This is a genomic window from Nocardioides marinquilinus, from assembly GCF_039543705.1.
Classification (GTDB): domain Bacteria; phylum Actinomycetota; class Actinomycetes; order Propionibacteriales; family Nocardioidaceae; genus Nocardioides; species Nocardioides marinquilinus.
The window spans coordinates 809,955-833,082 of record NZ_BAABKG010000001.1 but is presented as its reverse complement, the minus strand read 5'-3'; the positions used below and the strand labels follow the sequence as shown (position 1 = coordinate 833,082).

24 protein-coding genes are annotated in these 23,128 nt (G+C 74.6%); 9 read left to right on the top strand and 15 right to left on the bottom strand.

Annotated features, from left to right (window positions below):
- The first annotated feature begins 106 nt into the window (after window positions 1–106).
- Both ABEA04_RS04015 and ABEA04_RS04010 read left to right on the top strand, forming a co-directional pair.
- Window positions 107–1,360 (top strand): SGNH/GDSL hydrolase family protein, encoded by a 1,254-nt coding sequence (locus tag ABEA04_RS04015; RefSeq protein ID WP_345454757.1) that lies wholly within the window; start codon window positions 107–109, stop codon window positions 1,358–1,360.
- Window positions 1,361–1,376: 16 nt separating this feature from the next.
- Window positions 1,377–1,982, top strand: a complete 606-nt coding sequence (locus tag ABEA04_RS04010; RefSeq protein ID WP_345454755.1) for a TetR/AcrR family transcriptional regulator — start codon at window positions 1,377–1,379, stop codon at window positions 1,980–1,982.
- 53 nt (window positions 1,983–2,035) lie between these two features.
- Here ABEA04_RS04010 and ABEA04_RS04005 read toward each other — a convergent pair whose 3' ends face one another.
- Entirely contained in the window at window positions 2,036–2,995 is a 960-nt protein-coding gene (locus tag ABEA04_RS04005; RefSeq protein ID WP_345454753.1) for a helix-turn-helix transcriptional regulator, read from the bottom strand.
- A 62-nt stretch (window positions 2,996–3,057) separates the two neighbouring features.
- Between ABEA04_RS04005 and ABEA04_RS04000 the strand changes: the two genes are divergently transcribed.
- Window positions 3,058–4,113 (top strand): ABC transporter ATP-binding protein, encoded by a 1,056-nt coding sequence (locus ABEA04_RS04000; protein ID WP_345454751.1) that lies wholly within the window; start codon window positions 3,058–3,060, stop codon window positions 4,111–4,113.
- Window positions 4,110–4,913 (top strand): ABC transporter permease, encoded by an 804-nt coding sequence (locus ABEA04_RS03995; RefSeq protein WP_345454749.1) that lies wholly within the window; start codon window positions 4,110–4,112, stop codon window positions 4,911–4,913. The genes ABEA04_RS04000 and ABEA04_RS03995 overlap by 4 nt, the downstream gene beginning before the upstream one ends.
- A gap of 91 nt (window positions 4,914–5,004) precedes the next feature.
- On the opposite strand, the gene ABEA04_RS03990 is transcribed toward ABEA04_RS03995, so the two are convergent.
- The 3 genes from ABEA04_RS03990 to ABEA04_RS03980 are packed head-to-tail and all read right to left on the bottom strand — an operon-like array spanning window position 5,005 to window position 7,234.
- Complete coding sequence (locus ABEA04_RS03990; RefSeq protein WP_345454747.1) at window positions 5,005–5,853, bottom strand: alpha/beta hydrolase; 849 nt, start codon at window positions 5,851–5,853, stop codon at window positions 5,005–5,007.
- Complete coding sequence (locus ABEA04_RS03985; protein WP_345454745.1) at window positions 5,850–6,083, bottom strand: hypothetical protein; 234 nt, start codon at window positions 6,081–6,083, stop codon at window positions 5,850–5,852. Before ABEA04_RS03985 ends, ABEA04_RS03990 begins: the two co-directional genes overlap by 4 nt.
- Window positions 6,080–7,234: a glycosyltransferase gene (locus ABEA04_RS03980; protein WP_345454743.1), complete on the bottom strand. Its 1,155-nt coding sequence runs from the start codon at window positions 7,232–7,234 to the stop codon at window positions 6,080–6,082. The genes ABEA04_RS03985 and ABEA04_RS03980 overlap by 4 nt, the downstream gene beginning before the upstream one ends.
- A gap of 82 nt (window positions 7,235–7,316) precedes the next feature.
- Here ABEA04_RS03980 and ABEA04_RS03975 point away from each other — a divergent pair, with 82 nt between their 5' ends.
- Window positions 7,317–7,490 (top strand): hypothetical protein, encoded by a 174-nt coding sequence (locus ABEA04_RS03975; RefSeq protein ID WP_345454741.1) that lies wholly within the window; start codon window positions 7,317–7,319, stop codon window positions 7,488–7,490.
- A gap of 28 nt (window positions 7,491–7,518) precedes the next feature.
- Here ABEA04_RS03975 and purL read toward each other — a convergent pair whose 3' ends face one another.
- Complete coding sequence (gene purL, locus ABEA04_RS03970) at window positions 7,519–9,837, bottom strand: phosphoribosylformylglycinamidine synthase subunit PurL (protein ID WP_345454739.1); 2,319 nt, start codon at window positions 9,835–9,837, stop codon at window positions 7,519–7,521.
- Between the two features lie 47 nt (window positions 9,838–9,884).
- Complete coding sequence (locus ABEA04_RS03965; RefSeq protein WP_345454737.1) at window positions 9,885–10,439, bottom strand: TetR/AcrR family transcriptional regulator; 555 nt, start codon at window positions 10,437–10,439, stop codon at window positions 9,885–9,887.
- 132 nt (window positions 10,440–10,571) lie between these two features.
- Between ABEA04_RS03965 and ABEA04_RS03960 the strand changes: the two genes are divergently transcribed.
- The gene (locus ABEA04_RS03960; RefSeq protein ID WP_345454735.1) at window positions 10,572–12,083 is read left to right on the top strand and encodes an MFS transporter; all 1,512 of its coding nucleotides are present in this window, start codon (window positions 10,572–10,574) and stop codon (window positions 12,081–12,083) included.
- Here the strand turns inward: ABEA04_RS03960 and ABEA04_RS03955 are convergent.
- On the bottom strand, window positions 12,012–13,199 hold the full coding sequence (locus ABEA04_RS03955) for a hypothetical protein (RefSeq protein WP_345454733.1): 1,188 nt from the start codon (window positions 13,197–13,199) through the stop codon (window positions 12,012–12,014). The genes ABEA04_RS03960 and ABEA04_RS03955 overlap by 72 nt on opposite strands.
- Before the next feature lie 134 nt (window positions 13,200–13,333).
- Here ABEA04_RS03955 and ABEA04_RS03950 point away from each other — a divergent pair, with 134 nt between their 5' ends.
- The gene (locus tag ABEA04_RS03950) at window positions 13,334–15,280 is read left to right on the top strand and encodes a zinc ribbon domain-containing protein (RefSeq protein WP_345454731.1); all 1,947 of its coding nucleotides are present in this window, start codon (window positions 13,334–13,336) and stop codon (window positions 15,278–15,280) included.
- A gap of 195 nt (window positions 15,281–15,475) precedes the next feature.
- A complete protein-coding gene (locus tag ABEA04_RS03945) occupies window positions 15,476–16,963 on the top strand; it encodes a glycoside hydrolase domain-containing protein (protein WP_345454729.1) in 1,488 nt (495 codons plus the stop codon).
- A 3-nt stretch (window positions 16,964–16,966) separates the two neighbouring features.
- Here ABEA04_RS03945 and ABEA04_RS03940 read toward each other — a convergent pair whose 3' ends face one another.
- Genes ABEA04_RS03940 through purS form a run of 3 tightly spaced genes read right to left on the bottom strand, consistent with a single transcriptional unit; the run spans window position 16,967 to window position 18,329 of the window.
- On the bottom strand, window positions 16,967–17,416 hold the full coding sequence (locus tag ABEA04_RS03940; protein ID WP_345454727.1) for a DUF3817 domain-containing protein: 450 nt from the start codon (window positions 17,414–17,416) through the stop codon (window positions 16,967–16,969).
- Window positions 17,413–18,081, bottom strand: coding sequence for a phosphoribosylformylglycinamidine synthase subunit PurQ (gene purQ, locus ABEA04_RS03935; protein WP_345454725.1), 669 nt, complete (start codon window positions 18,079–18,081; stop codon window positions 17,413–17,415). Before purQ ends, ABEA04_RS03940 begins: the two co-directional genes overlap by 4 nt.
- Window positions 18,078–18,329 (bottom strand): phosphoribosylformylglycinamidine synthase subunit PurS, encoded by a 252-nt coding sequence (gene purS / locus ABEA04_RS03930; protein ID WP_345454723.1) that lies wholly within the window; start codon window positions 18,327–18,329, stop codon window positions 18,078–18,080. The genes purQ and purS overlap by 4 nt, the downstream gene beginning before the upstream one ends.
- Before the next feature lie 30 nt (window positions 18,330–18,359).
- Between purS and ABEA04_RS03925 the strand changes: the two genes are divergently transcribed.
- Window positions 18,360–18,887 (top strand): YflT domain-containing protein, encoded by a 528-nt coding sequence (locus ABEA04_RS03925; RefSeq protein ID WP_425576981.1) that lies wholly within the window; start codon window positions 18,360–18,362, stop codon window positions 18,885–18,887.
- Between the two features lie 239 nt (window positions 18,888–19,126).
- On the opposite strand, the gene ABEA04_RS03920 is transcribed toward ABEA04_RS03925, so the two are convergent.
- The 5 genes from ABEA04_RS03920 to ABEA04_RS03900 are packed head-to-tail and all read right to left on the bottom strand — an operon-like array spanning window position 19,127 to window position 23,119.
- The gene (locus tag ABEA04_RS03920; RefSeq protein ID WP_345454721.1) at window positions 19,127–19,768 is read right to left on the bottom strand and encodes a hypothetical protein; all 642 of its coding nucleotides are present in this window, start codon (window positions 19,766–19,768) and stop codon (window positions 19,127–19,129) included.
- Window positions 19,768–21,531, bottom strand: a complete 1,764-nt coding sequence (locus ABEA04_RS03915; RefSeq protein WP_345454719.1) for a M91 family zinc metallopeptidase — start codon at window positions 21,529–21,531, stop codon at window positions 19,768–19,770. Before ABEA04_RS03915 ends, ABEA04_RS03920 begins: the two co-directional genes overlap by 1 nt.
- The gene (locus ABEA04_RS03910) at window positions 21,531–21,866 is read right to left on the bottom strand and encodes a hypothetical protein (RefSeq protein WP_345454718.1); all 336 of its coding nucleotides are present in this window, start codon (window positions 21,864–21,866) and stop codon (window positions 21,531–21,533) included. The genes ABEA04_RS03915 and ABEA04_RS03910 overlap by 1 nt, the downstream gene beginning before the upstream one ends.
- Window positions 21,867–21,914: 48 nt before the next feature.
- Entirely contained in the window at window positions 21,915–22,382 is a 468-nt protein-coding gene (locus ABEA04_RS03905; RefSeq protein ID WP_345454716.1) for a hypothetical protein, read from the bottom strand.
- Complete coding sequence (locus tag ABEA04_RS03900) at window positions 22,379–23,119, bottom strand: hypothetical protein (RefSeq protein ID WP_345454713.1); 741 nt, start codon at window positions 23,117–23,119, stop codon at window positions 22,379–22,381. The genes ABEA04_RS03905 and ABEA04_RS03900 overlap by 4 nt, the downstream gene beginning before the upstream one ends.
- Window positions 23,120–23,128 lie beyond the last annotated feature (9 nt).

Genomic DNA, 23,128 nt, shown 5'->3' with positions numbered 1-23,128 from the left:
CGCCCCGGAGGAGTCGAATGCGAACGACGGTTCGCATCTCGGGAGGGGATGAACGATGAGGGTTCGATGGACGTCGGCAGCCGCCGGCCTGCTCACGATCGGGGTCATGGCGGCCGGGCTGGGAGGCCCGGCGAGCGCGGACGACGCGGCGCCGGCACCCCCTGACGCGGCGCCGGCGGCGGCCGAGCTGCCGCCCACCGCGGTGGCGCTCGGCGACAGCTTCGTCAGCGGCGAGGGCGCCGGGGCGTACCAGCCGGTGGTCGACCAGTCGGGCGCCACCCGCGACTTCCCGGGGTGGAGCGCCGACAACGCCGACCCCTACTTCTGCCACCGCTCGGCCAACGCCTCGATCCAGGTCGCCGACCTGCCCGGCATCACCCAGCGCGTCAACCTCGCCTGCTCCGGCGCCCAGCCGGCCGACTTCGCGAGCCCGTCGTCGGCCCGCGAGGGCGGTCGTGGCGTCGCCGCCCAGCTCGACCAGCTGCGCACGGTGGCGCAGACCCACGACGTGGACGTCGTCCTGGTCGGCCTGGGCTCGAACAACAGCCACTTCACCTTCGGCACCGTGGCCGCCGAGTGCGCCGGCCGGTTCGTCGGCGACGGCTACACCGGCTGGTGGGAGGTCTGGATCGACCTCCTCAACTGGATCAATGGCACCGAGCTCAACGAGGACCCGTGCACCGACGCCGACCTCGCGAACCCCGACCAGTTCGCCGCCGCTCAGGCCGACACGACGGCGGCGCTGCGCCAGCTGCTCGACGTGCTCGACGAGGTCGACGCGGACGGCGTCCACCGGGTCGTGCTGCAGGACTACACCAACCCGCTGCCCGAGGCCTACGCCGAGGACTACCTGACCGAAGACGGCCGTGACGACGAGCGCGACAAGTACCGCGCCCTCGTCGACGAGCGCTACGCCGCGGGCTGCCCCGCCGACGTCGCCTCGCTCGCGCCGGCCCACCGGTTCTCGCAGGGCCTCGGCACGATGGTCGCCGGTGCCGCGGCCACGCTGCGCGCCGAGCGACCCGGCGTCGACGTCACCTACCTGAACGTGCAGCACGCCTTCGACGGCGCCCGGCTGTGCGAGAACCCAGGCAGCCCGGCCGGCGCGCTGCCGACGCCGCTGCGCGTGATGGACGGCCCGAGCGGCACGTTCGTCGAGAGCTTCGGGCCCTTCGACAAGCTCGACATCAAGCGGGTCACCGACACCTGCTCCGACTACTACCAGACCTGCCAGGAGTCGTGGCACCCCAGCGCGGCCGGCCACCAGGTGCTCGGCCAGTGCCTGTCGGTGGCGTGGACGACGGGCGGCGCGACGCTCACCTGCCGCCGCAACCCCGACGGCAGCATCACGGCGGGGTGAGCCCGGTGGGCACCTGGTGAGGACCGCTCCGCAGCAGGGGCGGTCGCGCGAGACCGTCGAGCGGGTGCTGGCGGCGGCGGAGGCCGAGATCGCCGAGGTCGGGGTCGCCGCGGCCGGCACCCGCTCGATCGCCGCGCGCGCGGGCGTCTCGGTGGGCAGCCTCTACCGGTTCTTCCGCAGCATCGACGACCTCGTCGACGCGCTCGCCGTCCGCTACCTCGACGACGTGCTGCGCACCTACACGCGCCTGCTGGACGACGTCCGCCCCGGCACCGACGTCGGAGACGTCGCCGCGGGGCTGGTGCGGCAGGCGGCGGCGCTGCAGCTGACCCACCCCGGCTACTACCGGCTCACCGAGGACCTGCCGCCCGAGCGGCCCGACTCCCCCGCCCACCAGGTGCGCGAGCGGCTGGTCGACCTGTTCGCCACGGCGCTCGAGCGGGCCGGCGTCGACACCCCGCCCGCCGAGCGCCGGCGGGTCGTCGAATTGTGCGTCGAGACGGTGCGCCACACCCTCGTGCGCGCCCCTCTCGACCCGGCCGAGCGTCGTCCCGTCGTCGCCGAGCTCGAGACCCTCGTGGCCGCCTACCTGCGCGCCCGGTTCGCGGCCTCGTCGCGGTAGTCCCTGACGTTTGCGGGGTCGAACGGCCCGGAGGACCCCTCAAACGTCAGGGACTATCGGCTGGCGGCGGAGAAGCGGGCGGCGGTCTCGGCGCAGGCGGTGCGCAGCTCGGGGGGTGAGACGACCTCGAACGGCGCGCCGACCTGGGCGAGGACCATCACCGGCCAGGACAGGTCGTCGACGTTCATCACCAGCTCGCAGGCGTCGTCGCGGCCCTCGACGGGCTCGACCTCGCCCCAGTGCCCCACCGCCCACCGCACCGGCTGCGCGGGCGAGTCGACCCGCACCCGCACCGCGTGGCGCGCGGGGATCTGGCGGATGCCGGCCTGCACGAAGCTCAGCGCGTCGGACGCCGGCAGCTCGCGTGGGCGGAACCGCTGGCCGGTGGTGGCCGGCGAGGCGAGCCGGTCGACGCGGAACGAGCGCCAGTCGTGGCGGTCGCGGTCGTAGGCCACGAGGTACCAGCGGCGTCCGAGCGAGACCAGCCGGTGCGGCTCGACCCGCCGCTGCGCGGCCTCGCGCCCCGGCGGCGTGTAGTCGAAGGTGAGCGCCTCGTCGTCGCGGCAGGCCTGCGCCAGCGTGGTGAGGACGCCGGCCGCCACCGTCGGCCCGGAGCGCCACGGCGCCGGCGCCTCGGTCACCGAGGTCAGCGCGTCCATGCGGCGCCGCAGCCGCGGCGGCATCAGCCCGATCACCTTGGTCAGCGCCTGCACCGCGGTCTCCTCGATGCCGCCGATCGACCCGGCCGCCGCCGACCGCAGCCCGGCCGCGATCGCCACCGCCTCGTCGTCCTCGAGCACCAGCGGCGGCAGCTGGCCGCCGGCCTGCAGTTGGTAGCCGCCGGCCACGCCGCGCGAGGCGTCGACGGCGTAGCCGAGGTCGCGCAGCCGCTCGATGTCGCGGCGCAGGGTGCGGCCGCTGACCTCGAGCCGCGCGGCCAGCTCGTCGCCGGGCCAGCAGCGGTGGGTCTGGAGCAGCGAGAGCAGGGAGAGCATGCGGGCGCTGGTGGACATGGATCCAGACTGATCTCGATAGAGGACAGAACCTGACCGCAATGCTACCTAGCGTGATGCCCATGAACCAGAACCCGAGCGGTCCGGTGATCCAGACCCACCAGCTGACCAGGACCTTCACCCGGCACGGCCGCCCGGTCGAGGCGGTGCGCGGCCTCGACCTCCAGGTCGCCGACGGCGAGCTCGTCGCCTTCCTCGGCCCCAACGGCGCCGGCAAGTCGACGACGCTGCGGATGCTCACCACCCTCATCGCGCCGACGTCGGGCACGGCCGAGGTGGCCGGGCACGACGTCGTCCGCGAGCAGGCGGCCGTGCGACGCGCGATCGGCTACGTCGGCCAGGGCAACGCGGCCGGCCACCAGCAGCGCGGCCGCGACGAGGTCGTCAGCCAGGCCCGCGCCCACGGGATGCGCCGCGCCGAGGCGAACGCCCGCGCCGACGAGCTGCTCGCGGCCTTCGACCTCACCGAGCACGCCCGGCGTCCGGTCTCCACGCTGTCGGGCGGCCAGCGCCGCCGGCTCGACGTCGCCATCGGGCTGGTGCACCGGCCGCGGCTGATGTTCCTCGACGAGCCGTCGACCGGCCTCGACCCGCAGAACCGGGTCAACCTGCAGGAGCAGGTGGTGCGCCTGAACCGCGAGCTCGGCACCACCGTCGTCCTCACCACGCACTACCTCGAGGAGGCCGACGCGATCGCCGACCGCGTGATCGTCATCGACCACGGCCTCGTCATCGCCGACGACACCGCCACCCGCCTCAAGGCCGGCCTCGGCGACCTGGTCTCCCTCGGGTTCACCGACGAGGACGACGCCCGCGCGGCCGCCGAGCGCGCGGCCCGGCTCGCGGGTGCCACCGTCGAGCGCTCCGGCCGTGACGTCGCCGTCCGCGTCGCGCACGGCCGTGACCTCGCCGCGTCGCTGGTGACCGACCTGGCGGCGTCGGGCGTCACCGTCGCGCGCATCGAGGTCGCCGGCGCCACCCTCGACGACGTCTTCCTCGACCTCACCGGCCGCAGCCTGCGCGAGAGCAACGAGCACCAGACGCACGACCAGACCCACGACCAGGCCCACGAGCAGACCCACGACGAGCAGACCGAGAAGGACGGAGTCGCCGCATGACCACCACCCTCGACACCCCGCTGACCACCACAGGGCCCGCCGAGCGCCGCGCCCCCGGCCTGGTGGCCGACACCTGGAACGTCATGCTGCGCGAGCTGAAGCCGATGCTGCGCGAGCCGGCGTCCGTGCTGTTCGCGATGGTGCAGCCGCTGGTCTTCCTGGCCCTGTTCACCCCGCTGCTGCCCGACGTGGGCGACGGCTCGGCACTGCAGTGGTTCGTGCCCGGCATCATCGCGATGACCGCGCTCATGGGCGCCTCGATGACCGGCTCGAACCTCTCGATGGAGATCAACAGCGGCTCGCACGAGCGGCTGCTGGTCTCGCCGCTCAGCCGCACCTCGCTGCTGGTCGGACGGTCGATGAAGGAGATCGTCCCGATGCTGGCGCAGGCGGCGCTGATCGTCGCCGTGGTGACGCCGTTCGGCTTCGACCTGCACCTCGCGCACGTGCTGCTCGGCGCCGTCGTCCTCGCCCTGTTCAGCGTGGGCGTGGGCGCGCTGTCGTTCGCGCTGGCGCTGGTCTCGAAGGGGCAGGACTGGCTGTTCTGGACCGTGCAGCAGACCCTCATCTTCCCGCTGCTGCTGCTGGCCGGCGTCCTGCTGCCGGTCGACGACGGCGCCCCCGGCTGGCTGCGGCTGCTGGCCGACCTGAACCCGCTGGGCTACATCGTCGAGGCCGAGCGCGCGCTGTTCGCCGGCACCTTCCCGGTCGGCACCGTCGCCCAGGGCGCGATCGCCGCGGCCGCCGTCGCCGCCCTCGGCCTCGTCGTGGGCCTCCGCACCATGCGCAAGGCCGACTGACCCGCCGCCCCCCACGCTGACCCGTCGGACATGTCCGACGGGTCACCGGCGATCTCACGCTGACCCGTCAGACATGTCTGACGGGTCAGCGTCAGATCTGGTCGAGGAGGGTGAGGACGGCGTCCCAGGCGGGGGTGGTGGGGTCGATGACGGCGAAGTGGCCGCCGTCGACCTCGATGAGCTCGGCGGTGGCGCCGGCGGCGGTGGCCGCGGCGACGTAGGTCTCGGACTGCGCGATCGGCACGGTGGTGTCGTCGCCGGCGTGCACGCACCAGACCGGGACGTCGAGCGGCACCTGCTGCCGCGGGTCGTACCTCTCGTCCTCGCCCTCGGCGGGCACGTGGCCGAGCAGCGCGGCCGCCGCACCGCCGCCGAGGCCGTCGCGCTCGGAGGCCACCAGGTCGAGGACGCCGGCCTGCGAGACCGCGTGGGTCACCGCGACCCCGCCGTCCGACCAGCCGTAGCGCTGCCGTCCGGCCGCCCACACCGCGAGGTGGCCGCCGGCGCTGTGGCCGACGGTGACGACGGTCGAGAGGTCGAGGTCGAGCCCGGCCAGGGCGTCGATGCCGGCCGCGACGTCGTCGAACGTGGCGGGCGTGCCACCCCCGTCGCCGACCCGGCGGTACTCCAGGTTCCAGGCCGCCCAGCCCTCCTCGACCAGCGACGCCGCCAGGGGCCGCCCGAGGTCGAGGCCGTAGGCGGCGCTCCAGAACCCCCCGTGGATGACGACCACGACGCCGCGCGGGTCGCCCGCGGGCAGCGAGAGCTCGCCGAACTGGCTGGGGTCGTCGCCGTAGGTGACGCGGCGCGGGCCGTCCGTCGTGCCGCTACTGGTCTCGGTGCCGGGCTCGCTCACGTCGTCATCCTCCCCGCAGCCGGCCGCCGCCAGCGCGACCGCCCCGGCCAGGCCGAGCAGGCCGCGGCGCCGCAGGCGGGTCACCGGTCGCTCGCGTAGAGCTCGAGTCGCGAGCAGCGCACGCAGCGGTGCGCGACCACCGACGCCTTGCGCCGCCCCAGCTTGCGGGCGTTGCCCATCGGCCCACGCTCGATCGGCCCGGCGAGCCAGCGGATGCGGCCCTGCCGGTCGTCGTCGATGAAGCCCGGCTCGAACTCGGTGCCCCGACAGCCGGGGCAGGCGAAGAGGCTCCCCTCGGGGTCGGCACCGGTCACAACGTCGACCCTACGAGCCGGTCGACCCGCGACACCAGGCTCGCCACGACCGGCAGCGCCGCGACCTCGTCGGCCACCTGCCGGGCGGCGGCCCGCGGACCCGTCTCGAGAGCACTGCTCACGGCTCGCCACACGTCGTCCCCGGCGGTGGTCACCGGGTCGAGCCGGAGGCCGGCCCCGAGCGCGGTCAGCCGCGCCGCGTTCAGCTCCTGGTCGGCCCCCAGCGGCGCCGCCACCACGGGGACGCCGTGCGCCAGCGCCCCGACGACGCTGCCCGACCCTCCGTGGTTGACCACCACGTCGACCGCCGGCAGCACCTGCGCCTGCGGCACGAACCGCTCGACGCGCACGTCGTCCGCCGACACCCCGACCCGCGCCGGGTCGACCTCGCGGCCCACGGTGGCCAGCACCCGCGCGCCGCGCCCGGCGAGGCCGCGGAGCAGGCGCGCGAAGAGGTCGCCGGAGCCGGTGTTGAAGACGGTGCCGAGCGTCAGGTAGACCCGCGGCCCGTCGTGCGCGCGCAGCCAGCCGACGGCGTCCGGCTCGGGCCCGTCGGGTGCGGCCGGCTCCTCCGGCCGCACCACGGCCGCGCCCGCCGGCAGCGGCAACGCCGGGTCGCGCAGGCAGGGCGGGAACGGCACCACCGGCAGGTCGCCCTTCGCGGTCACGACGTCGAGCCCCAGGTCGGCGAGCGGCCCGGTCACGTGCTCGGGGCGGGTGAGGGCACCGCTCGCGATGACGTCGACCACCACGCACGGCAGGCCGGCGTCGCGCGCGGCGGCCACGCTGCCGAAGTCCATCTCGTCGCACAGCACCAGGTCGGCCGGCCACCGCTCGAGCACCCCCGCGGTGCGCACCCGGTTGCGCGGCCCCATCCGCCCGGCCCAGCCGCTACCGATGCGCTCGGCCTCGACCTCGAGCGGCGTCAGGTCGAGGTCGCCGGTGCCGCCGTCGGGCGGCTCGGGCGGTGGCTGACCCAGCCGGTCGTGCGGCAGCACCTGGTCGAACAGGCCGGTGCCGGCCATCCCGGCGACGGCGCGGTGCCCGCCGCTCAGCACCAGCCGGTGACCGGCGTCCCGCAGCGCGCGGGCCAGCGGAAGCAGCGGCAGCAGGTGGCCGCGGCCACCGGCGAACGACACGAGCACACGCACCGGCCCCAACCTAGACCGACGCCCGCCACGGCCACCTGTGCAGAACGCCCGCGCGCGTCGGCCACACGTGCTTGGCTGCCTCATGGACATCGTCGAGCAGCACGTCGCGGCCACCGTGCGCGACCTGCACGTCCGCGTCGCCGAGCTCGGGCTGCTCGACGTCGAGGCGCTCGACGACGAGGGCACCGCCGCCGCGCTCGCCGAGATCGACGACATCAAGCAGGTCGTCGACCTGCTGACGCACTACCTCGCCTGAGCCCCGGTCGGCGCCGGCGGGGGGTCCCTCAGGCCATCGCGGCCGGCAGCGTCGCCATCCACGTCGAGCGCAGCTCGAGCAGGTTGACGCCGAAGCGACCGTGGTCGCCGCCGACCACGAGGTCGTCGCCGCCGGTGGTGCCGAGGCGGGTGGCCGGGACGCCGTGCCGCTCGGCCAGCGCGGTGAGCGCGTCGAGGTCGGCCTCGGCCACGGTGACCAGCACCCGGCCGGCCGACTCGCTGAACAGCGCCACGAACGGGTCGCCCGGCAGCGTCACGCTCACGCCGGTCATGCCGGGCAGGCACGCCTCGACCAGCGCCTGCGACAGCCCGCCGTCGGAGAGGTCGTGGGCCGAGGTGAGCAGGCCCTGCTCGCCCTGGCCGCCCTCGTGCAGCAGCGCGGCCAGCGCGCGCTCGGCCTCCAGGTCGACGGCCGGCGGCCGCCCACCGAGGTGCTGGTGGACGACGTGCGCCCACTCCGAGCCGCTGAGCTCGTCACGCGTCTCGCCGAGCAGGACGACGACCTCGCCCGCCGACCCGGCCGCGAACGACGACGGCGTGCGCCGCGTGACGTCGTCGACGACGCCGAGCACCGCCACCACCGGCGTCGGCAGGATCGCCGTCGCGCCGGTCTGGTTGTAGAGCGAGACGTTGCCGCCGGTGACCGGCAGGCCGAGCGTCGCGCACGCGTCCTTCAGGCCGCGGCAGGCCTCGGCGAACTGCCACATGACGGCGGGGTCCTCGGGGGAGCCGAAGTTGAGGCAGTCGCTCACCGCCACCGGCACCGCGCCGCTGGTGGCCACGTTGCGGTAGGACTCCGCGAGCGCGAGCTGCGCGCCGGCGTAGGGGTCGAGCCGCGCGTAGCGGCCGTTGCCGTCGGTGGCCAGCGCCAGCCCGAGGCCGGTGTCGGGGTCGATGCGGACGACGCCCGCGTCGCTGGGCTGGGCGAGCACGGTGTCGCCGCGCACGTAGCGGTCGTACTGGTCGGTGACCCACGACCGGTCGCAGAGGTTGGGGCTGGCGGCGAGCCGCAGCACGGTGCCACGCAGCTCGTCGGCGAGTCCGTCACCGGCCCCGCCGCGGCCGGGCCGCGGCAGCGCTTCGGCGACGTCGGCCTGCAGCGCGTCCTGGGTGCCCGGCCGCTCGAACGGTCGCCGGTAGGTCGGCCCGTCGTGCGCCACCGAGCGCGGCGGCACGTCGACGACCCGCTCGCCGTGCCAGTCGACGTGCAGCCGGCCGGTGTCGGTGACCTCGCCGACGACGACGGCCTCGACGTCCCACTTGGCGCAGATGCGCAGGAAGGCCTCGACGTGGCCGGGCTCGACCACCGCCATCATCCGCTCCTGCGACTCGCTCATCAGGATCTCCTCGGGCGCGAGCGTGGCGTCGCGCAGCGGCACCCGGTCGAGCTCGACGTGCATGCCGCCGTCGCCGGCGCTGGCCAGCTCGGAGGTGGCGCACGAGAGCCCGGCGCCGCCGAGGTCCTGGATGCCGGCGACCAGCCCGGCCGCGAACAGCTCGAGGGTGCACTCGATGAGCAGCTTCTCCATGAACGGGTCGCCGACCTGCACGCTGGGTCGCTTGGCCGGGCCGGTGGAGTCGAACGTCTCCGACGCCAGCACCGAGACGCCGCCGATGCCGTCGCCGCCGGTGCGGGCGCCGTAGAGGATCACCCGGTTGCCGGCGCCGGACGCCGCGGCCAGGTGCAGGTCGTCGTGGCGCAGCACGCCCACGCACAGCGCGTTGACCAGGGGGTTGCCGAGGTAGGTCTCGTCGAAGACCACCTCGCCGCCGATGTTGGGCAGGCCGAGGCAGTTGCCGTAGCCGCCCACCCCGGCGACGATCCCGGGCAGCACCCGGCGGGTGTCGGCGGCGTCCAGGGGGCCGAAGCGCAGCGGGTCCATCACCGCCACCGGCCGCGCGCCCATCGCGAGGATGTCGCGCACGATGCCGCCGACGCCGGTGGCCGCGCCCTGGTAGGGCTCGACGTACGACGGGTGGTTGTGGCTCTCGACCTTGAAGGTCACCGCGTAGCCCTGGCCGATGTCGACCACGCCCGCGTTCTCGCCGATGCCGGCCAGCAGCGGCCCGCGCGGCGTGGTCTGCGGCAGCTCGCCGAACTGCTTGAGGTGCACCTTGCTGCTCTTGTAGGAGCAGTGCTCGCTCCACATCACCGAGTACATCGCCAGCTCGGACGACGTCGGCCGCCGTCCGAGGATCTGCCGGATCTCGCGGTACTCGTCGGCCTTCAGGCCCAGCTCGGACCAGGGCTGCTCGCGGTCGGGGTCGCCCGCGGCGACGGCGACGGTGTCGAGTCCGGGCTGGCTGGCGGGGCGGGGCTCGGGCACGACCCTCAATCTATCGAGCGCCCGGCCGGGCGCCGCGGCGCGTCCGGTCAGCGCTGGGCGAGCATCCCGTCGGCGAGCACCTCGAGCATCGGGCGGACGGCGGCGTCGTCGAGCTCGCCGACCTCGGCGGTGGCGGCCACGGCGCCCACGAGCCGGCACATCTGCACCGGGTCGGTGCCCTCGCGCAGCGCCCCGCGGTCGACGAGGACGTCGATCACCTGGCCGGCGGCGCCGGTGAGCACCGTGCACTTGCTGCGGATCGGCGACGCGGGGTCGCCCATCGCGCGGGTGATCTTGGCCGGCCCGCCCTTGTGCAGGCTGACCAGCCCCGCGTAGGTGTCGAACCAGGCGAGCAGCAGGTCGCGGTCGGGCCCCTCGAAGGCGAGCACCTTCTCGGTGGCCTCGGTGACGCGGTCGATCCAGCCCTGCATGACGGCGTCGACCAGCACGTCGCGGCTGGGGAAGTGGCGGTAGAGGGTGCCCGCGCCGACGCCCGCGCGCTTGGCGACCAGGTCGAGCGGGGCGTCGTAGCCGTGCTCGCGGTAGACCTCGCGCGCCGCCTCGACGATGCGGTCGCGGTTGCGCTTCGCGTCGGCCCGCACGGGTCACCTCGCCTTTCCTCGGTCCAGGCACTTGCTAAACGGAGACAGTCTCCGTATCGTTCCAGACGAACCGGAGAGTTCCTCCATTAAAGCCTACGTCGGCCGTTCCGGCCAGAACAGGACCTCCACCTCATGTCCCTCGACACACCCCTGCGCGCCCGGACGACGGGCGGCGCCACCCGGCAGTCCGACCTCCCGACCGACCTGCCCGCCGGCGCCGGCCGCGCCGCCGCCGGCATCGCGCTCGTGCTGGTCGCCCAGCTCATGCTCATCCTCGACGCCACCGTCGTGAACGTGGCGCTCCCCCACATCGACGACGCCCTCGACTTCACCCCCGCCGGGCTGTCGTGGGTGCTGAACGCCTTCACCCTCGCCTTCGGCGGCCTGCTGCTGCTCGGCGGCCGGCTGGGCGACGTCCTCGGACGCCGCCGCATGTTCGAGATCGGCATCGGCGTCTTCACCCTCGCCTCGCTGCTCGGCGGCCTGGCCCTCTCGCCCGAGATGCTCGTCGCGGCCCGCGCCCTGCAGGGCGTCGGCGGCGCGATGGCCGCGCCCGGCGTCCTCGCCCTGCTCACCACCAGTGCCCCGGACGACGCCGCCCGCCACCGCGCGCTCGCGCTGTTCGGCGCCGTCACCTCCGGCGGCATGTCGATCGGCCTGCTGCTCGGCGGCGTCCTCACCGAGGTCGGCTCGTGGCGCTGGACGATGTTCATCAACGTGCCCGTCGGCCTCGCCGTCCTCGCGCTGACCCGGCGCCTGCTCGACGAGACCCCGCGTCGTCCGGGCCGCTTCGACGTCGTCGGCGCGCTCGCCGCCACCGGCGGTGCGGTCGCCGTGGTGTGGTCGCTCATCGGCGCGCCCGAGCACGGCTGGACGTCGGTGCGCACCCTCGCCGGGCTCGGCCTCGGCGCCGCGCTGATCGCCCTGCTCGTCGCCACCGAGCGCCGGGTGGCGCACCCGATGGTGCGTCCCGAGCTGGTGCGCGACCCGCGCCGCGTCGGCGGCCTGGCCGTCATCGGCCTCGTGGTCGGCGGCCAGCTGTCGATGTTCTTCCTCGCCGTGCAGTTCATCGAGGGCGAGCTCGGCTTCGGCCCGATGGCCTCCGGCCTGGCCTTCCTGCCGCTGACGCTCGGCATCTTCGCGATGTCGCGGGTGACCCCGCGCATCCTGGCCCTCGTCGGCCCCACGCCGATGATCGTGACCGGCGCGGCCGGCCTCACCGCCAGCTTCCTCTGGCTGAGCCTGCTCTCGTCGGGCGACGGCTACGTGGCGGCGCTGCTCGGCCCGATGCTGCTCAACGGCGTCTCGGCCGGCCTGCTGTTCATGCCGGTCAGCACGATCGTGCTCGGCGGCGTCGACCCGCAGCACGCCGGCTCGGCGTCCGGCCTGCTGCAGACCTTCCAGCAGCTCGGCGGGGCGGTCGGCCTGTCGGTGGTGGTGACGGTCTTCGCGGCCGCCGCCACGCCCGGCTCGTTCGTCTCCGGCGCGCAGGAGGCCTTCACGGCCGCGGCGGTGCTCACCGCCCTCGCGCTCGCCGTGGGCGTGGCCATGCACCTGCGCCGGCCGCGGGCGCTAGCCGCCGAGCCGCTCGCCCAGCCGGTCGGCCAGCCCCTCACCGAGGCGGTCGAGCAGCAGGTCGGGTAGCTCGCCCAGGTCGGGCGTGGCCAGGTCGTCGCCCAGGACGACGGCCGTGACGCGGTCGACGGCGGTGCCGACGCCGGTGACGTACCACCGCCCGTCGACCCGCACGGTGCTCGCGGCCAGCAGGCCGGACCCGTCGCCGTCCCCGTCGTCGACGAACAGCCCGACCGGGCCGTCGGCGACGTCGGCCAGGTCGCCGCGCCAGGCGCCGTCGGGGAACAGCCGGGCGAGGGCGCCGAACGGCCCCGGCAGCGCGGCGAGGTCGAGGTCGACCTCGTAGCGGCCGCCCACCAGCACCACCCGGGCCCGGACGACACCGTCCGGGCCCGAGGTGCTGTCGGGCTGGGTCTCGAGCTCGACGTCGTCGACCGTGATCGTCACGGCGTCCGCGACGCTCGGCCCGTCATCGGGCTCACCGCCCGTGTCCATGCCACCGCGCAGGCGCAGGTAGGCGCTCACGACGTCGTCGACCTCGTCGGGCGCCACCACCGCGAGCGCCGCGACGGCGTCGCGCTGCTCGACCGCGGCGGCCAGCTGCCGCACGGCGTCCTCGGGCGAGTCGGCGCCGACCCGGTGCCGGGTGGCCTGCCAGGTCACCGCGCCCGCGCCGACCACGGCCAGCACGAGCCCCACGACGGCCACGGCGCGGCCGGCCGACCGGCGCACGACGAGCTCGGCCACGAGTGCCAGCCCGGCGGCGCCGACGCCGGCGGCGCCGAGCCAGCCGCCCGGGCCGAGCCCGGCGCCGTCCTGCGGGACGACGCGCCACAGCGCCACCCACGCGCCCGCGCCGACCACCGCCACCAGGCCCCGGGCGAGCGTGCCGAGGCGGGTCGGCACCGCGACCAGGGCGACGAGCACCACGCCCGCGACCGGCAGCACCAGCGCCCCGGCCGTCGTGCCGGCGGGCACCGCCTCCCCCACGCCACCGGCCCGCACCAGCGCCAGCGCGTCGGCCAGGCTCGAGCGCGACAGCAGCCCGGACGACGTCCACGGCACCACCAGCTGCCCCACCCAGCACCCGCCCGCGACCACCCAGACCACGGACGCCGCCAGCGGCGGGAGGCCGCGACGAGTCCGGCCCGACGGCTCGGTGGGCGGGTGGGGTTGGTGGGTCACCGGGGTCGACCTCTCGACGTGGCGTGGAGTGCGGACGAGGGGCGCCGCGCACGGTATAGGTTGCCGCTGTCCTGGGTGAGCGGCCCGCTACCGGCCGCCGGGACCACCCCCCGACCACACGGAGGCAGCTCCACATGACCAACCACTGCGGCAGCTGCGGAGCCGCCAACGAGGACGGCGCGGCGTTCTGCGCCCAGTGCGGCCGCCCGCTCGGCGCCGCCGGCCACGACCACCCGTCCGCGGCGCCTCCCGCCTCCTCCGCCGACGTCACCCAGGTGCGCCCGGCCGACGCCCCGCCGCCCTACCAGGCGCCGCCGGCCCAGCCGTACCAGCAGCCCTACCAGCAGCAGGCACCGCCGCCGGCCCAGCCGCACCAGCAGCCCTACCAGCAGCCGTACGAGCAGCCCGGCCAGCAGCCCGGCTTCCCGCCGCAGGGCCCGCCCCAGCCGGGCTTCGCGCCCCAGGGCCAGCCGGGCTACCCGCCCCAGCAGCCCCAGCAACCGCCGGGCGGCTACCCGCCGCAGGGCCAGCCGGGCTACCCGCCGCAGGGCTACGTGGGCGGCGCGCCGGCCGCACCCAAGACGAACCCGTTCGTCGGCTGGCCGATCTCCGACTACGTCCGCGACGCCGCGGCTGCCGTGTGCCTGTTCGCGGTCCTGCCGATGCGCTGGGACACCCAGAACGAGGGCAGCGACCACTGGTGGGTGATCATCGCGGTGCTCGTCGGCATCGTCGCGATCGCCGTCCCCTACGCCGGCAAGGCGGGCGTCGTCCCCGGGTGGGGCGCCAAGCACTACACGCTGGCCAAGCTCGGCCTGCTCGCCCCGTTCGCCCTCAGCGTGCTGGCGGCGGTCATCAACGAGCTGATCCACCTCGGTGACGACTTCGAGGGCGGGCTGGGCACGGCCATCGGCATGGGGCTCGCGGGCGTCGCGCTCGCCGTCCAGCCACGGCAGGCCGAGGAGCAGCCGGGCCACGCCGACGACCGCACCTGGACGTCGGCGGCCACCTACGCCGTCTACGGCCTGATCGGCCTGACGGTGCTGATGCACCTGACGTGGCTGCTGCACGGCGCCACCGCCGACGGCTACGACATCTTCGACCCGTTCTCGGGGTTCGTCCTCCTCCTCGTCGGCTACGTCCTGCTGCCGGCGGCCGTGGTGCTGTGGCCGGCGTTCCAGTCGATCGGCGACGCCGTCGCCTGGCGCCGGGTCTTCGTCACCAGCGGCTTCACCGTGCTGGCCATCGCCCTGTTCGCCGGCTCCGACCCCGACGGCCTGTTCAGCTTCCCGCAGGTCGACAAGTGGTACGGCGGCGGTTACGCCCCCACCGGCGGCACCCTGTTGCTCGGCGTGGCCGCCGGACTCTCGGTCTCGCGCGCGCTCGAGCGCAAGGCCGCCACCCAGGGCGGCGACCCGGTGGCCGGCTGGACCTCGACCGTCTCGGCCGCCCTCATGGTCTCGGCGGCCGGGTCGGGCCTGTTCGCCCTCACCGTGCTGTTCGCGATGATCGCCGGTGACGACTTCGGCGGGGCGCCGATCGTCGCGCTGATCATCGGCCTGCTCGCCGCCGGTGCCGCCGGCTTCGGCACCACGCTGGTCTCCGACGCCCGCCGCAACCGCATCGTGCTGCTCGGGGTGCTCGGCGGCATCGTCGTCGCCGGCTTCATCGCCCTCGGCATCATCAACAGCGAGGACGTCGGTCTCGACACCGGCTGGGTCGTCGCCGCCTGGCTCACCCTGCCCGCCCTCGCCGCCTACGCCCTGACCGTGCCGCCGCAGGTGCGCAGCTCGTTCGGCCCGCTGGTCGACAACAGTGGCAGCAACGCCGGCGGTCCCGGCGGCTACCCGGGCCAGTACGGCCAGCCCGGTCAGCAGCCCGGCCCGTACGGCCAGCCGGGTCAGTACGGCCAGCCGGGTCAGCAGCCCGGTCAGTACGGCCAGCCGGGTCAGCAGCCCGGCCAGTACGGCCAGCCCGGCCAGCAGCCCGGCCAGTACGGCCAGCCCGGCGGCTACCCGCCGCAGCCCCCGACCGGCCCCCAGCAACCGCCGCCGGGCCAGTGGGGCCCGCCGTCCGCCTGACCCGCCCCACCCGCACCGGCCACCGCCCTGTCACTCGGTGTCCGGTGCACTACCTCGGCGGCAGGACACCGAGGTAGTGGCACGGACACCGAGTCACAGCGGTCCGGGTTGCGCGAGTCCTGTGACGGATGGGACCGATGGGGCTAGGGTGCCGTCCGACCGACGGAACACCACCTCTTCCCCTGGAGCTCCGCCATGCGTCCCGCCACGCTCCCCCGTGCCCGCACCCGCCCGACCCGCTCGACCCGCTCGACCCGCTCGACCCGCTCGACCCGGATCACCGGCCTCGCCCTGACCGCCGTCCTCGGTGCGACCCTGCTCGCCGCCGCCGAGGGCCCCGCCACCGCGGGGACGACGTCCGCCCCGGTGGCCGCGGTCGCGGCGACGACGTCCGCCCCGGCCGCCGGCAACCGCCGCGAGGACCCACCGAACCGCGTCACGCCCGGCAACTTCACCGGCTACGGCTTCGACCAGTGCCTCGCCCCGACCCAGGCGGCGATGGACACCTGGCTCGACCACTCGCCGTTCCTGGCCGTGGGCATCTACATCTCCGGCGACTCGCGCGCCTGCCGCGACCAGCCGAACCTCACGCCCGCGTGGGTGCGCACCCAGCTCGCCAAGGGCTGGAAGCTGCTGCCGATCTCGCTCGGGCCGCAGGCCTCGTGCCAGCCGCGCTTCCCGCGCTACCGCGACGACTTCAAGATCAGCCCGTTCCGCGGCAAGGGGCGCTACCCCCGCGCCCGCGAGATGGGCCGCGACTCCGCGAAGTCCACCGTCGTCGACGCCCAGGCGCTGGGCATCGTGCCCGGCAGCACGCTCTGGTACGACCTCGAGGGCTTCGACCTCGGCAACACCGACTGCCGCGAGTCGGCCCTGTCGTTCCTCAGCACGTGGACGACGACCGTGCGCGGCCTCGGCTACGTCGCCGGCGTCTACTCCAGCGCCGGCTCGGGCATCAAGGCGCTGGACGACGCGCGGGTGCAGCGCCCGAACGCCTACGTGCTGCCCGACCGCGTCTGGATCGCGCGCTGGGACGGCGTCGCCAACGACTCGACGTCCTACATCCGCGACGACGGCTGGCGGCCCGGCGGCCGCGTCAAGCAGTATCGCGGCGGCCACGACGAGGTCTGGGGCGGGGTGCGCATCAACATCGACTCCAACTACCTCGACGTCGGCCACGGCTCGGTCGCGCCGATGGAGCGTCACTGCGGCGGCGTCCAGATCACCTTCCGCAACTACGAGACGATCGAGCGCTCGCACGAGGGCTACACCGACCGCCCCCGCAAGGTGCGCGCGCTGCAGTGCCTGCTGACCGAGCAGGGCTTCTACACCGGCAAGCTCAGCGGCCGCTACGAGACGCCGACCGTGCGGGCCGTGCGCGCCTGGAAGGCCAAGCGCGGCTTCTTCGTCGACGGCCGCTTCTTCCGCCGCGACTGGACGGCGCTGCTCTCCTCGGGCAACAAGCCGGTGCAGAAGATCGGCTCCTCGGGCGTCTTCACCCGTCGCGTCCAGCGCGCGATCAACGCCTCCGACATCGGCGTGAAGGCCACCGCGGACGGCGTCTACCGCGGCGTCACCGCCGACACCGTGCGCGCCTACCAGCGGCGCGTCGGGCTCAACCCCACCGGCATCGTCACCGCCGCCACCTGGACCAAGCTGCAGGCCGGGGCGCGCGAGCGCTGACCCCTAGACCGGCGGGCCGACCAGCAGCGCGAGGCCGGTGAGGACGGCGACCGCGGCCAGCCCGGCGAGCAGCCCCCGCACCGGACGCCGCAGCAGCCACGCCACCGGCCGGTCGACGCCGCGGCCGGGCTCGCCGTCACGCAGCCGCCAGGGGCCGAAACCACCGCGGCGATCGACGACCACGTCGAAGACGACGGTGACGAACGGCGGCACGGCCGAGGCGAGACCCAGCAGGGTGCGGCCCGTCGTCCAGCGCTGGTCGACGGCCACGACGACGGCGGTGACGCAGTAGGCCACGAACACGACGCCGTGGATCGGGCCGGCGACCTGCACGCCGAGCTCGGTGGTGTCGCTGACGTACTTCAACGCCATGCCGATCAGCAGCAGCGCCCAGGTGATCGCCTCGGCGATCGCGACGCGGCGGAACAGCAGCGCCGGCGTCAGGCCGCTCATGCGAACGCGGCGGCGGCCAGCGAGGTGAAGAAGCCGAGGCCGTCGGTGCCGCAGCCGGTGAGGTCCTCGACGGCGTGCTCGGGGTGCGGCATCAGCCCGACGACGTTGCCGCGCTCGTTGCACACGCCGGCGATGTCGCGCAGCGAGCCGTTGGGGTTGGTGTCGAGGTAGCGGGCCACGACCTGCCCCTCGCCCTCGAGCCGGTCGAGCGTCTCGGCGTCGGCGACGTAGCCGCCCTCACCGTTCTTGAGCACGATCATCACCTCCTGCCCGTCCGCGTAGGACGCCGTCCACGGCGTGGTGGTGTTCTCGACGCGCAGCCGCTGGTCGCGGCACACGAACCGCTGGTGGTCGTTGCGGATCAGCGCGCCCGGCAGCAGGTGCGACTCGCACAGGATCTGGAAGCCGTTGCAGATGCCGAGCACCGGCATCCCCTTGCCGGCGGCCTCGACCACCTCGGTCATCACCGGCGCGAAGCGCGAGATCGCCCCGCAGCGCAGGTAGTCGCCGTAGGAGAACCCGCCCGGCAGGACGACGGCGTCGACCCCACGCAGGTCGTGGTCGCCGTGCCACAGCGCGACCGCCTCGTGGCCGCCGAGCCGCGACGCGCGCAGGGCGTCGACGTCGTCGAGCGAGCCGGGGAAGGTGACGACGCCGACCTTCACGCCGTGGGCTCCACGCGCACGGCGAAGGTCTCGATGACCGGGTTCGACAGCAGCGTCTCGGCCATCGCGTGCACCTGGGCGAGCAGCTCGGGGGTCACGTCTCCGGTGATCTCCAGCTCGAAGCGCTTGCCCTGCCGCACGTCGACGACGCCCTCGAAGCCCAGGCGGGGCAGCGCACCGAGCACCGCCTTGCCCTGGGGGTCGAGGATCTCGGGCTTGGGCATCACGTCGACCACGACCTTCGGCACACGTTCAGGGTAGTCGGGCAGACTTCGACCATGAGCATGACCACCCCCGGCGGACGTCGTAGCGCCGGCGCCACCGGCGCCACCCGTGCGCTCCGGCTCGAGTTCCCGCAGTCGCTGGCCGTCTACGACGACTACGAGCAGGCCCAGCGCACCGTCGACTTCCTCTCCGACGAGCACTTCCCCGTCGAGAACTGCATGATCGTCGGCACCGACCTCAAGCGCATCGAGCGCATCACCGGCCGGCTGACCACCGGCCGCGTCGCCGTCGGTGGCTTCGCCTCCGGCGCGTGGTTCGGGCTGTTCATCGGCCTGATCCTCTCGATCTTCGCCGAGGGCAGCGTGCTGGCCACCGTGCTGTCGTCGATGGCGTTCGGCGCCCTGTTCTTCCTGATCTGGGCGCTGCTCGGCTACGGCATGACCCGCGGCCGCCGCGACTTCCAGTCGGTCACCCAGGTCGTCGCCACCCGCTACGAGGTGCTCGTCGAGCACAAGGTCGCCGGCCGCGCCCGCGAGCTGCTCGCCCAGCTCCCCGGCGCCCTGCCCAACCCCTTCGAGTGAAGCCGCCCAGGCCACCTCACGGACCCTGAGCTCGTCGAAGGGCCCTGACGCGACCCCCGAGCCCTTCCGCGCGCACGGAGGAAGACGATCGCATCAGGCACCGCGAACACGCGCCGAAGCGACGAAGGAGCGGAGGCGCAGCTCGATACAGCAGTCGAGTTGTCCCGCCACACCAGCCCGTTGACCTGTCCAGGCCCTTCGACAAGCTCAGGGTCCGTGGGTTCGTTGGTCCGTGAGGGTCAGGTGAGGTCGACCTCGTCGCTGCAGAGGACCTGCTGGGCGACGTCCGAGCCGTGGGTGACGCGGCCGTCGAGCAGGTCGAGGGCCGGGTCGAGCGCGCCGACGCAGAACACCACGGACGCGGCCGGCCACGGCGCCGGCTGCTCGCCGTCGGCGTAGTAGCCCGGGAACGGCTTGTCCTCGCGCGCCGGCAGCCCGACCTCGAGAGAGCGCTCGAGGCTCTCGCCGGGGGGCACCTCGGTGACGCCGGCGTAGAACGGTGCGGCGTAGTCGTTGTCGTCGTCGGCCGGCCGGGCGAAGAGCCGCTGCGAGAGCTGCAGCACACCGTCGTCGGCGCCGACCACGTAGACCTCGGTGGGGTCGATGGTGGCGGCGTCGGTGCCCACGGCGTCGACCACCGGCAGCGGCTCGTCGCCGCCGTTGGTGAGCGTGTAGCGGATGCGCACCAGCGAGCCGTCGACCCGCACGTCGGCGTCGAGGGTGGCACCGAGGTCGGCCGGCGCCGCGGAGGTGGCAGGGGCGGACGACGACGGCGGCGCGGGCTCGTCGCCGACATCTCCGACGTCGCCGCCGGCGTCGTCCCCGCACCCGGCCAGGAGGCCGAGCGCGAGGGCGGGGACCAGGACGCGGACGCGGCGCATCAGTAGTGCGTGCGCGGCGGGAGGCCCATCTCGTCGCGCAGCCCGTTCTCGGTGTACTCGACGGGGTGGTCGGGGTCGATGATCTCGGGCGTCGACGGGTCGTTGTCGTGGTCGACGGGCAGCCCGGAGGCCTGGCGCTCGGAGTTGTTGTCCCCGTGGTCGCGCGGGTCGTCGCCGTTGTACTGGCCGTCCATGTAGGTGTCGTTGGCGTAGTCGTACACGTGCGCGAGCTCGTGGTAGAGCACGACAGAGGGCGGGGCGCCCTGGATGGTGTCGACGTAGGGCGAGTACTTGATCTCGTGGTCCTGGCCCAGCGGTCCGCCCGGGTGCGCCGAGCTGTTGTCGTTGCCGTCGAACTCGCTGATGGTCAGGCCCTGCTTGCCGATGCCGAGCGTGCCCGAGTCGTCGTAGGCGCGCTCGAGGTTGGCGAGCATCTCCTGGCCCCGCGGGCTGCTCATCAGCAGCTGCAGGTCGGCCTCGACGCGGGCCACGAACTCCGGGGAGCCCTCGATCTTGATGTACTCCGGCGGCTCCTCGATCTCGACCTGGACGTGGTTCTCGACGCCCTCGTCGCGGTCACCGCTCTCGGCGTTCGAGGTGTCGGCGCCGGTGCCGCCGTAGGTGGTGTCGTCGCCGCGGCCGGCGTAGGAGACGTCGTCGCCGTCGCCCCCGATGATCGTGTCGTCGTCGTCGCCACCGGAGAGCACGTCGCCGTCGTCGCCGCCGTCGAGGACGTCGTCGCCGGTGCCGCCCTCGAGGTAGTCCTGCCCGTCGCCGCCGGAGAGGACGTCGTCGCCCCCGAGGCCGTAGACGGTGTCGTCGCCGTCGCCGCCGGTGACCACGTCGTCGCCGTCCTGGCCGTCGAGGTAGTCGCGCCCGGCGTTGCCGGAGAGCTGGTCGTCGCCGCCCCCGCCGTCGATCTGGTCGTCGCCGCCGAGGCCGAGGATGGTGTCGTCGCCGTCACCGCCGGTGATGTGGTCCTCGTCGTCGCTGCCGGTGATGGTGAAGCCGACGGTGCCGCCCTTGCCCACGCGGACGACGTCCTCGCCCTGGCCGGTGCGGACGGTGACGTGCTGGCCCGGCGGGAAGCGGTAGGGGACGCCGTTGACGATGACGATCTGCTCGCCCTTGCCGTTGACGAAGACGATCACCTCGTCGTCGCCGGGTCCGGTGTTGACGATCGTCTGGTCGCCGTTGGTGATGACGCCGGCGCCGCCGGCGTCGTCGTCGTAGTCGAACGGCTTGTTGCCGCCGGCCACCGAGGCCCAGCTCGACGAGATGTCGTCCCAGACCGCCGTGGCGGCGGTGAGCGCGTCGGCGTCGGCGGTGAGCTTGGCGTCGAGGTCGGTGCGGATGCCCTCCGCGGCGGCGATCGCCTGGTTGACGCGTCGCTCCTCGTCCTCGTCCTCGGGGAAGAACTGCAGCAGGTTCAGGAAGTCGACGTGCCGCACGTCAGCGACCTTGGAGAACTCGGTGTCGAGCTGCGCCTGGGCGACCCGCAGCGCGCCGGCCGACTGGGTCAGCGTGCGGTTGACGGTGCTCGCCGCCTCCGCGGCCGCGTCGAAGTCGGCGGTGAGCTCGCGGCGGTGCTCGTCGAACGAGGTCGCCGTCTGGCCCTCCCAGCCGGCGTTGAACGTGGTCTGCGAGCCCTCGGTGACGTCGTCGCCGGCGCTGCCGAGCGTGCGACCGAGCTCGGCCCACCGCTCGGCGGCGCGCACGAGCGCGTCGGGGTCGTCGCGCAGGTCGAAGATGCCGCCGGCCATCAGACGACCCCCGCCTGGAGCAGCTCGACGAAGCTCAGCTGGGTCTCGTAGCCCTGGGCCTGGTCGAGGTCGGTCGTCGAGACGTCGAAGGCGACCGCGAGCAGGCCGTCGTAGTCGTGCTCGAGGGTGGCCACCAGCCGGTCGCACGCCTGGCTAGCGGCCTCGACGAGGGACTGGTGGGCGGTGATCAGGGTCGGGGCGGCGTCGCTGTTGCCGGCGGCTGAGCCGTCGAGCTGCAGGGCGGCTGCGCCGCCGACGCTGGCGCCGGTCACCTCTTGCGAGGCGGCGAGGCACTGCTGGGCCAGCTCGACGAGCCGGGTGGGGATGACCTCCATGGTCGATGTCTCCTGCCGAGTCAGGTCGGGGTCCGTGACCCCGGTCCCCTACCCGCCGAGCGGCTCGGTCATGCCCCGGACCCCGTCGGCGGCCTCCCGGTGCGGGGTCACGGTGGCGCAGCCGAGGGCGATCGCGCCCAGCACACAGGCGAGCACCACGAGACCGGCGCCCAGCCCGATCGCGCCCCCGCCGAGCGGCCAGGTGACCAGCAGGAGCGCCACGGCGGAGCCCGTGCCGACCAGCCAGAGCACCACCCTCGCGACCATCGCGGCGCGGCCGTGCACCGGTGCGAGGCCGAGCAGCACCAGGGCGACCGCCGGCAGGGCGACGACGGCGAACCCCGCGACGGCGGGCACGCCGAACACACCGGCGCGCAGCAGCTCGGCGCCGTCGAGCACGGTGACGTCGCCCAGCACGCCGGCGCGGTACCAGGGCACCCGCATCGCCAGCACCCAGCCGATCGCCGCGGCGGCCCACAGGCCGGCGGCGGCGAGGTCGCGGGGGGCGGCCCTCACGAGGTCGCGCCCAGGATGTCGTCGGCGGTGGCGTCGAGGCTGACGTACCAGCGGCCGTCGCGCTCGACGGTGGTCAGGAACGGCTCGAAGCCGACGTCGCGGGCACGCCAGCCCTCCACCAGCGGCATGTCGTAGGTGGCCGGGTCGAGGCCGTCGACCTCGTCGGGCAGCCGGCTCGGGTCGACGGTGACGCCGAGGACCCCGTCGAGGATGGCGACCTGCACCGTGCCGTCGGAGCCGGGCGGGCCGGCGTCCAGCTCGAGGTCGTCGAGGGCGATGTCGACGGCGGCGAGGGTGGCGAGCGCGCGCCGGTCGACCTGCCCGCCCACCTGCGCCTCGGCGGCGTTGAGCACCGCGGTGACGTCGGGCGGCACCTCGTCGCCGACGCGGCGCACCGACCGCAGCCGCTGGTAGGCGCTGTCGGCCACCGAGGGGTCGTCGGTCTCGTCGGGGTCGACGGCCGCGACGATGGCGGCGGCGTCGAGGTCGGCGATGCCCTGCAGCAGCTGGTCGACGGCCTCCTCGGGCGAGTCGGCACCGGTCTGCGGCCCGGCCAGCAGCGGCAGCACCAGCGGGACGGCGAGCGCTGCCGCAGCCACCCAGCAGCCGGCCCGCAGCCACCGCGGCGCGGAGCCGGTGGCCCCCGCCAGCCGCGGTCCCCGGCGCGACGCCGGCACCCGCGCGGGCTCGGCGTAGTCGACCGCCGGCGGCGTCGGCTGACCGTGCGGAGCGCTCATGCCGGTCAG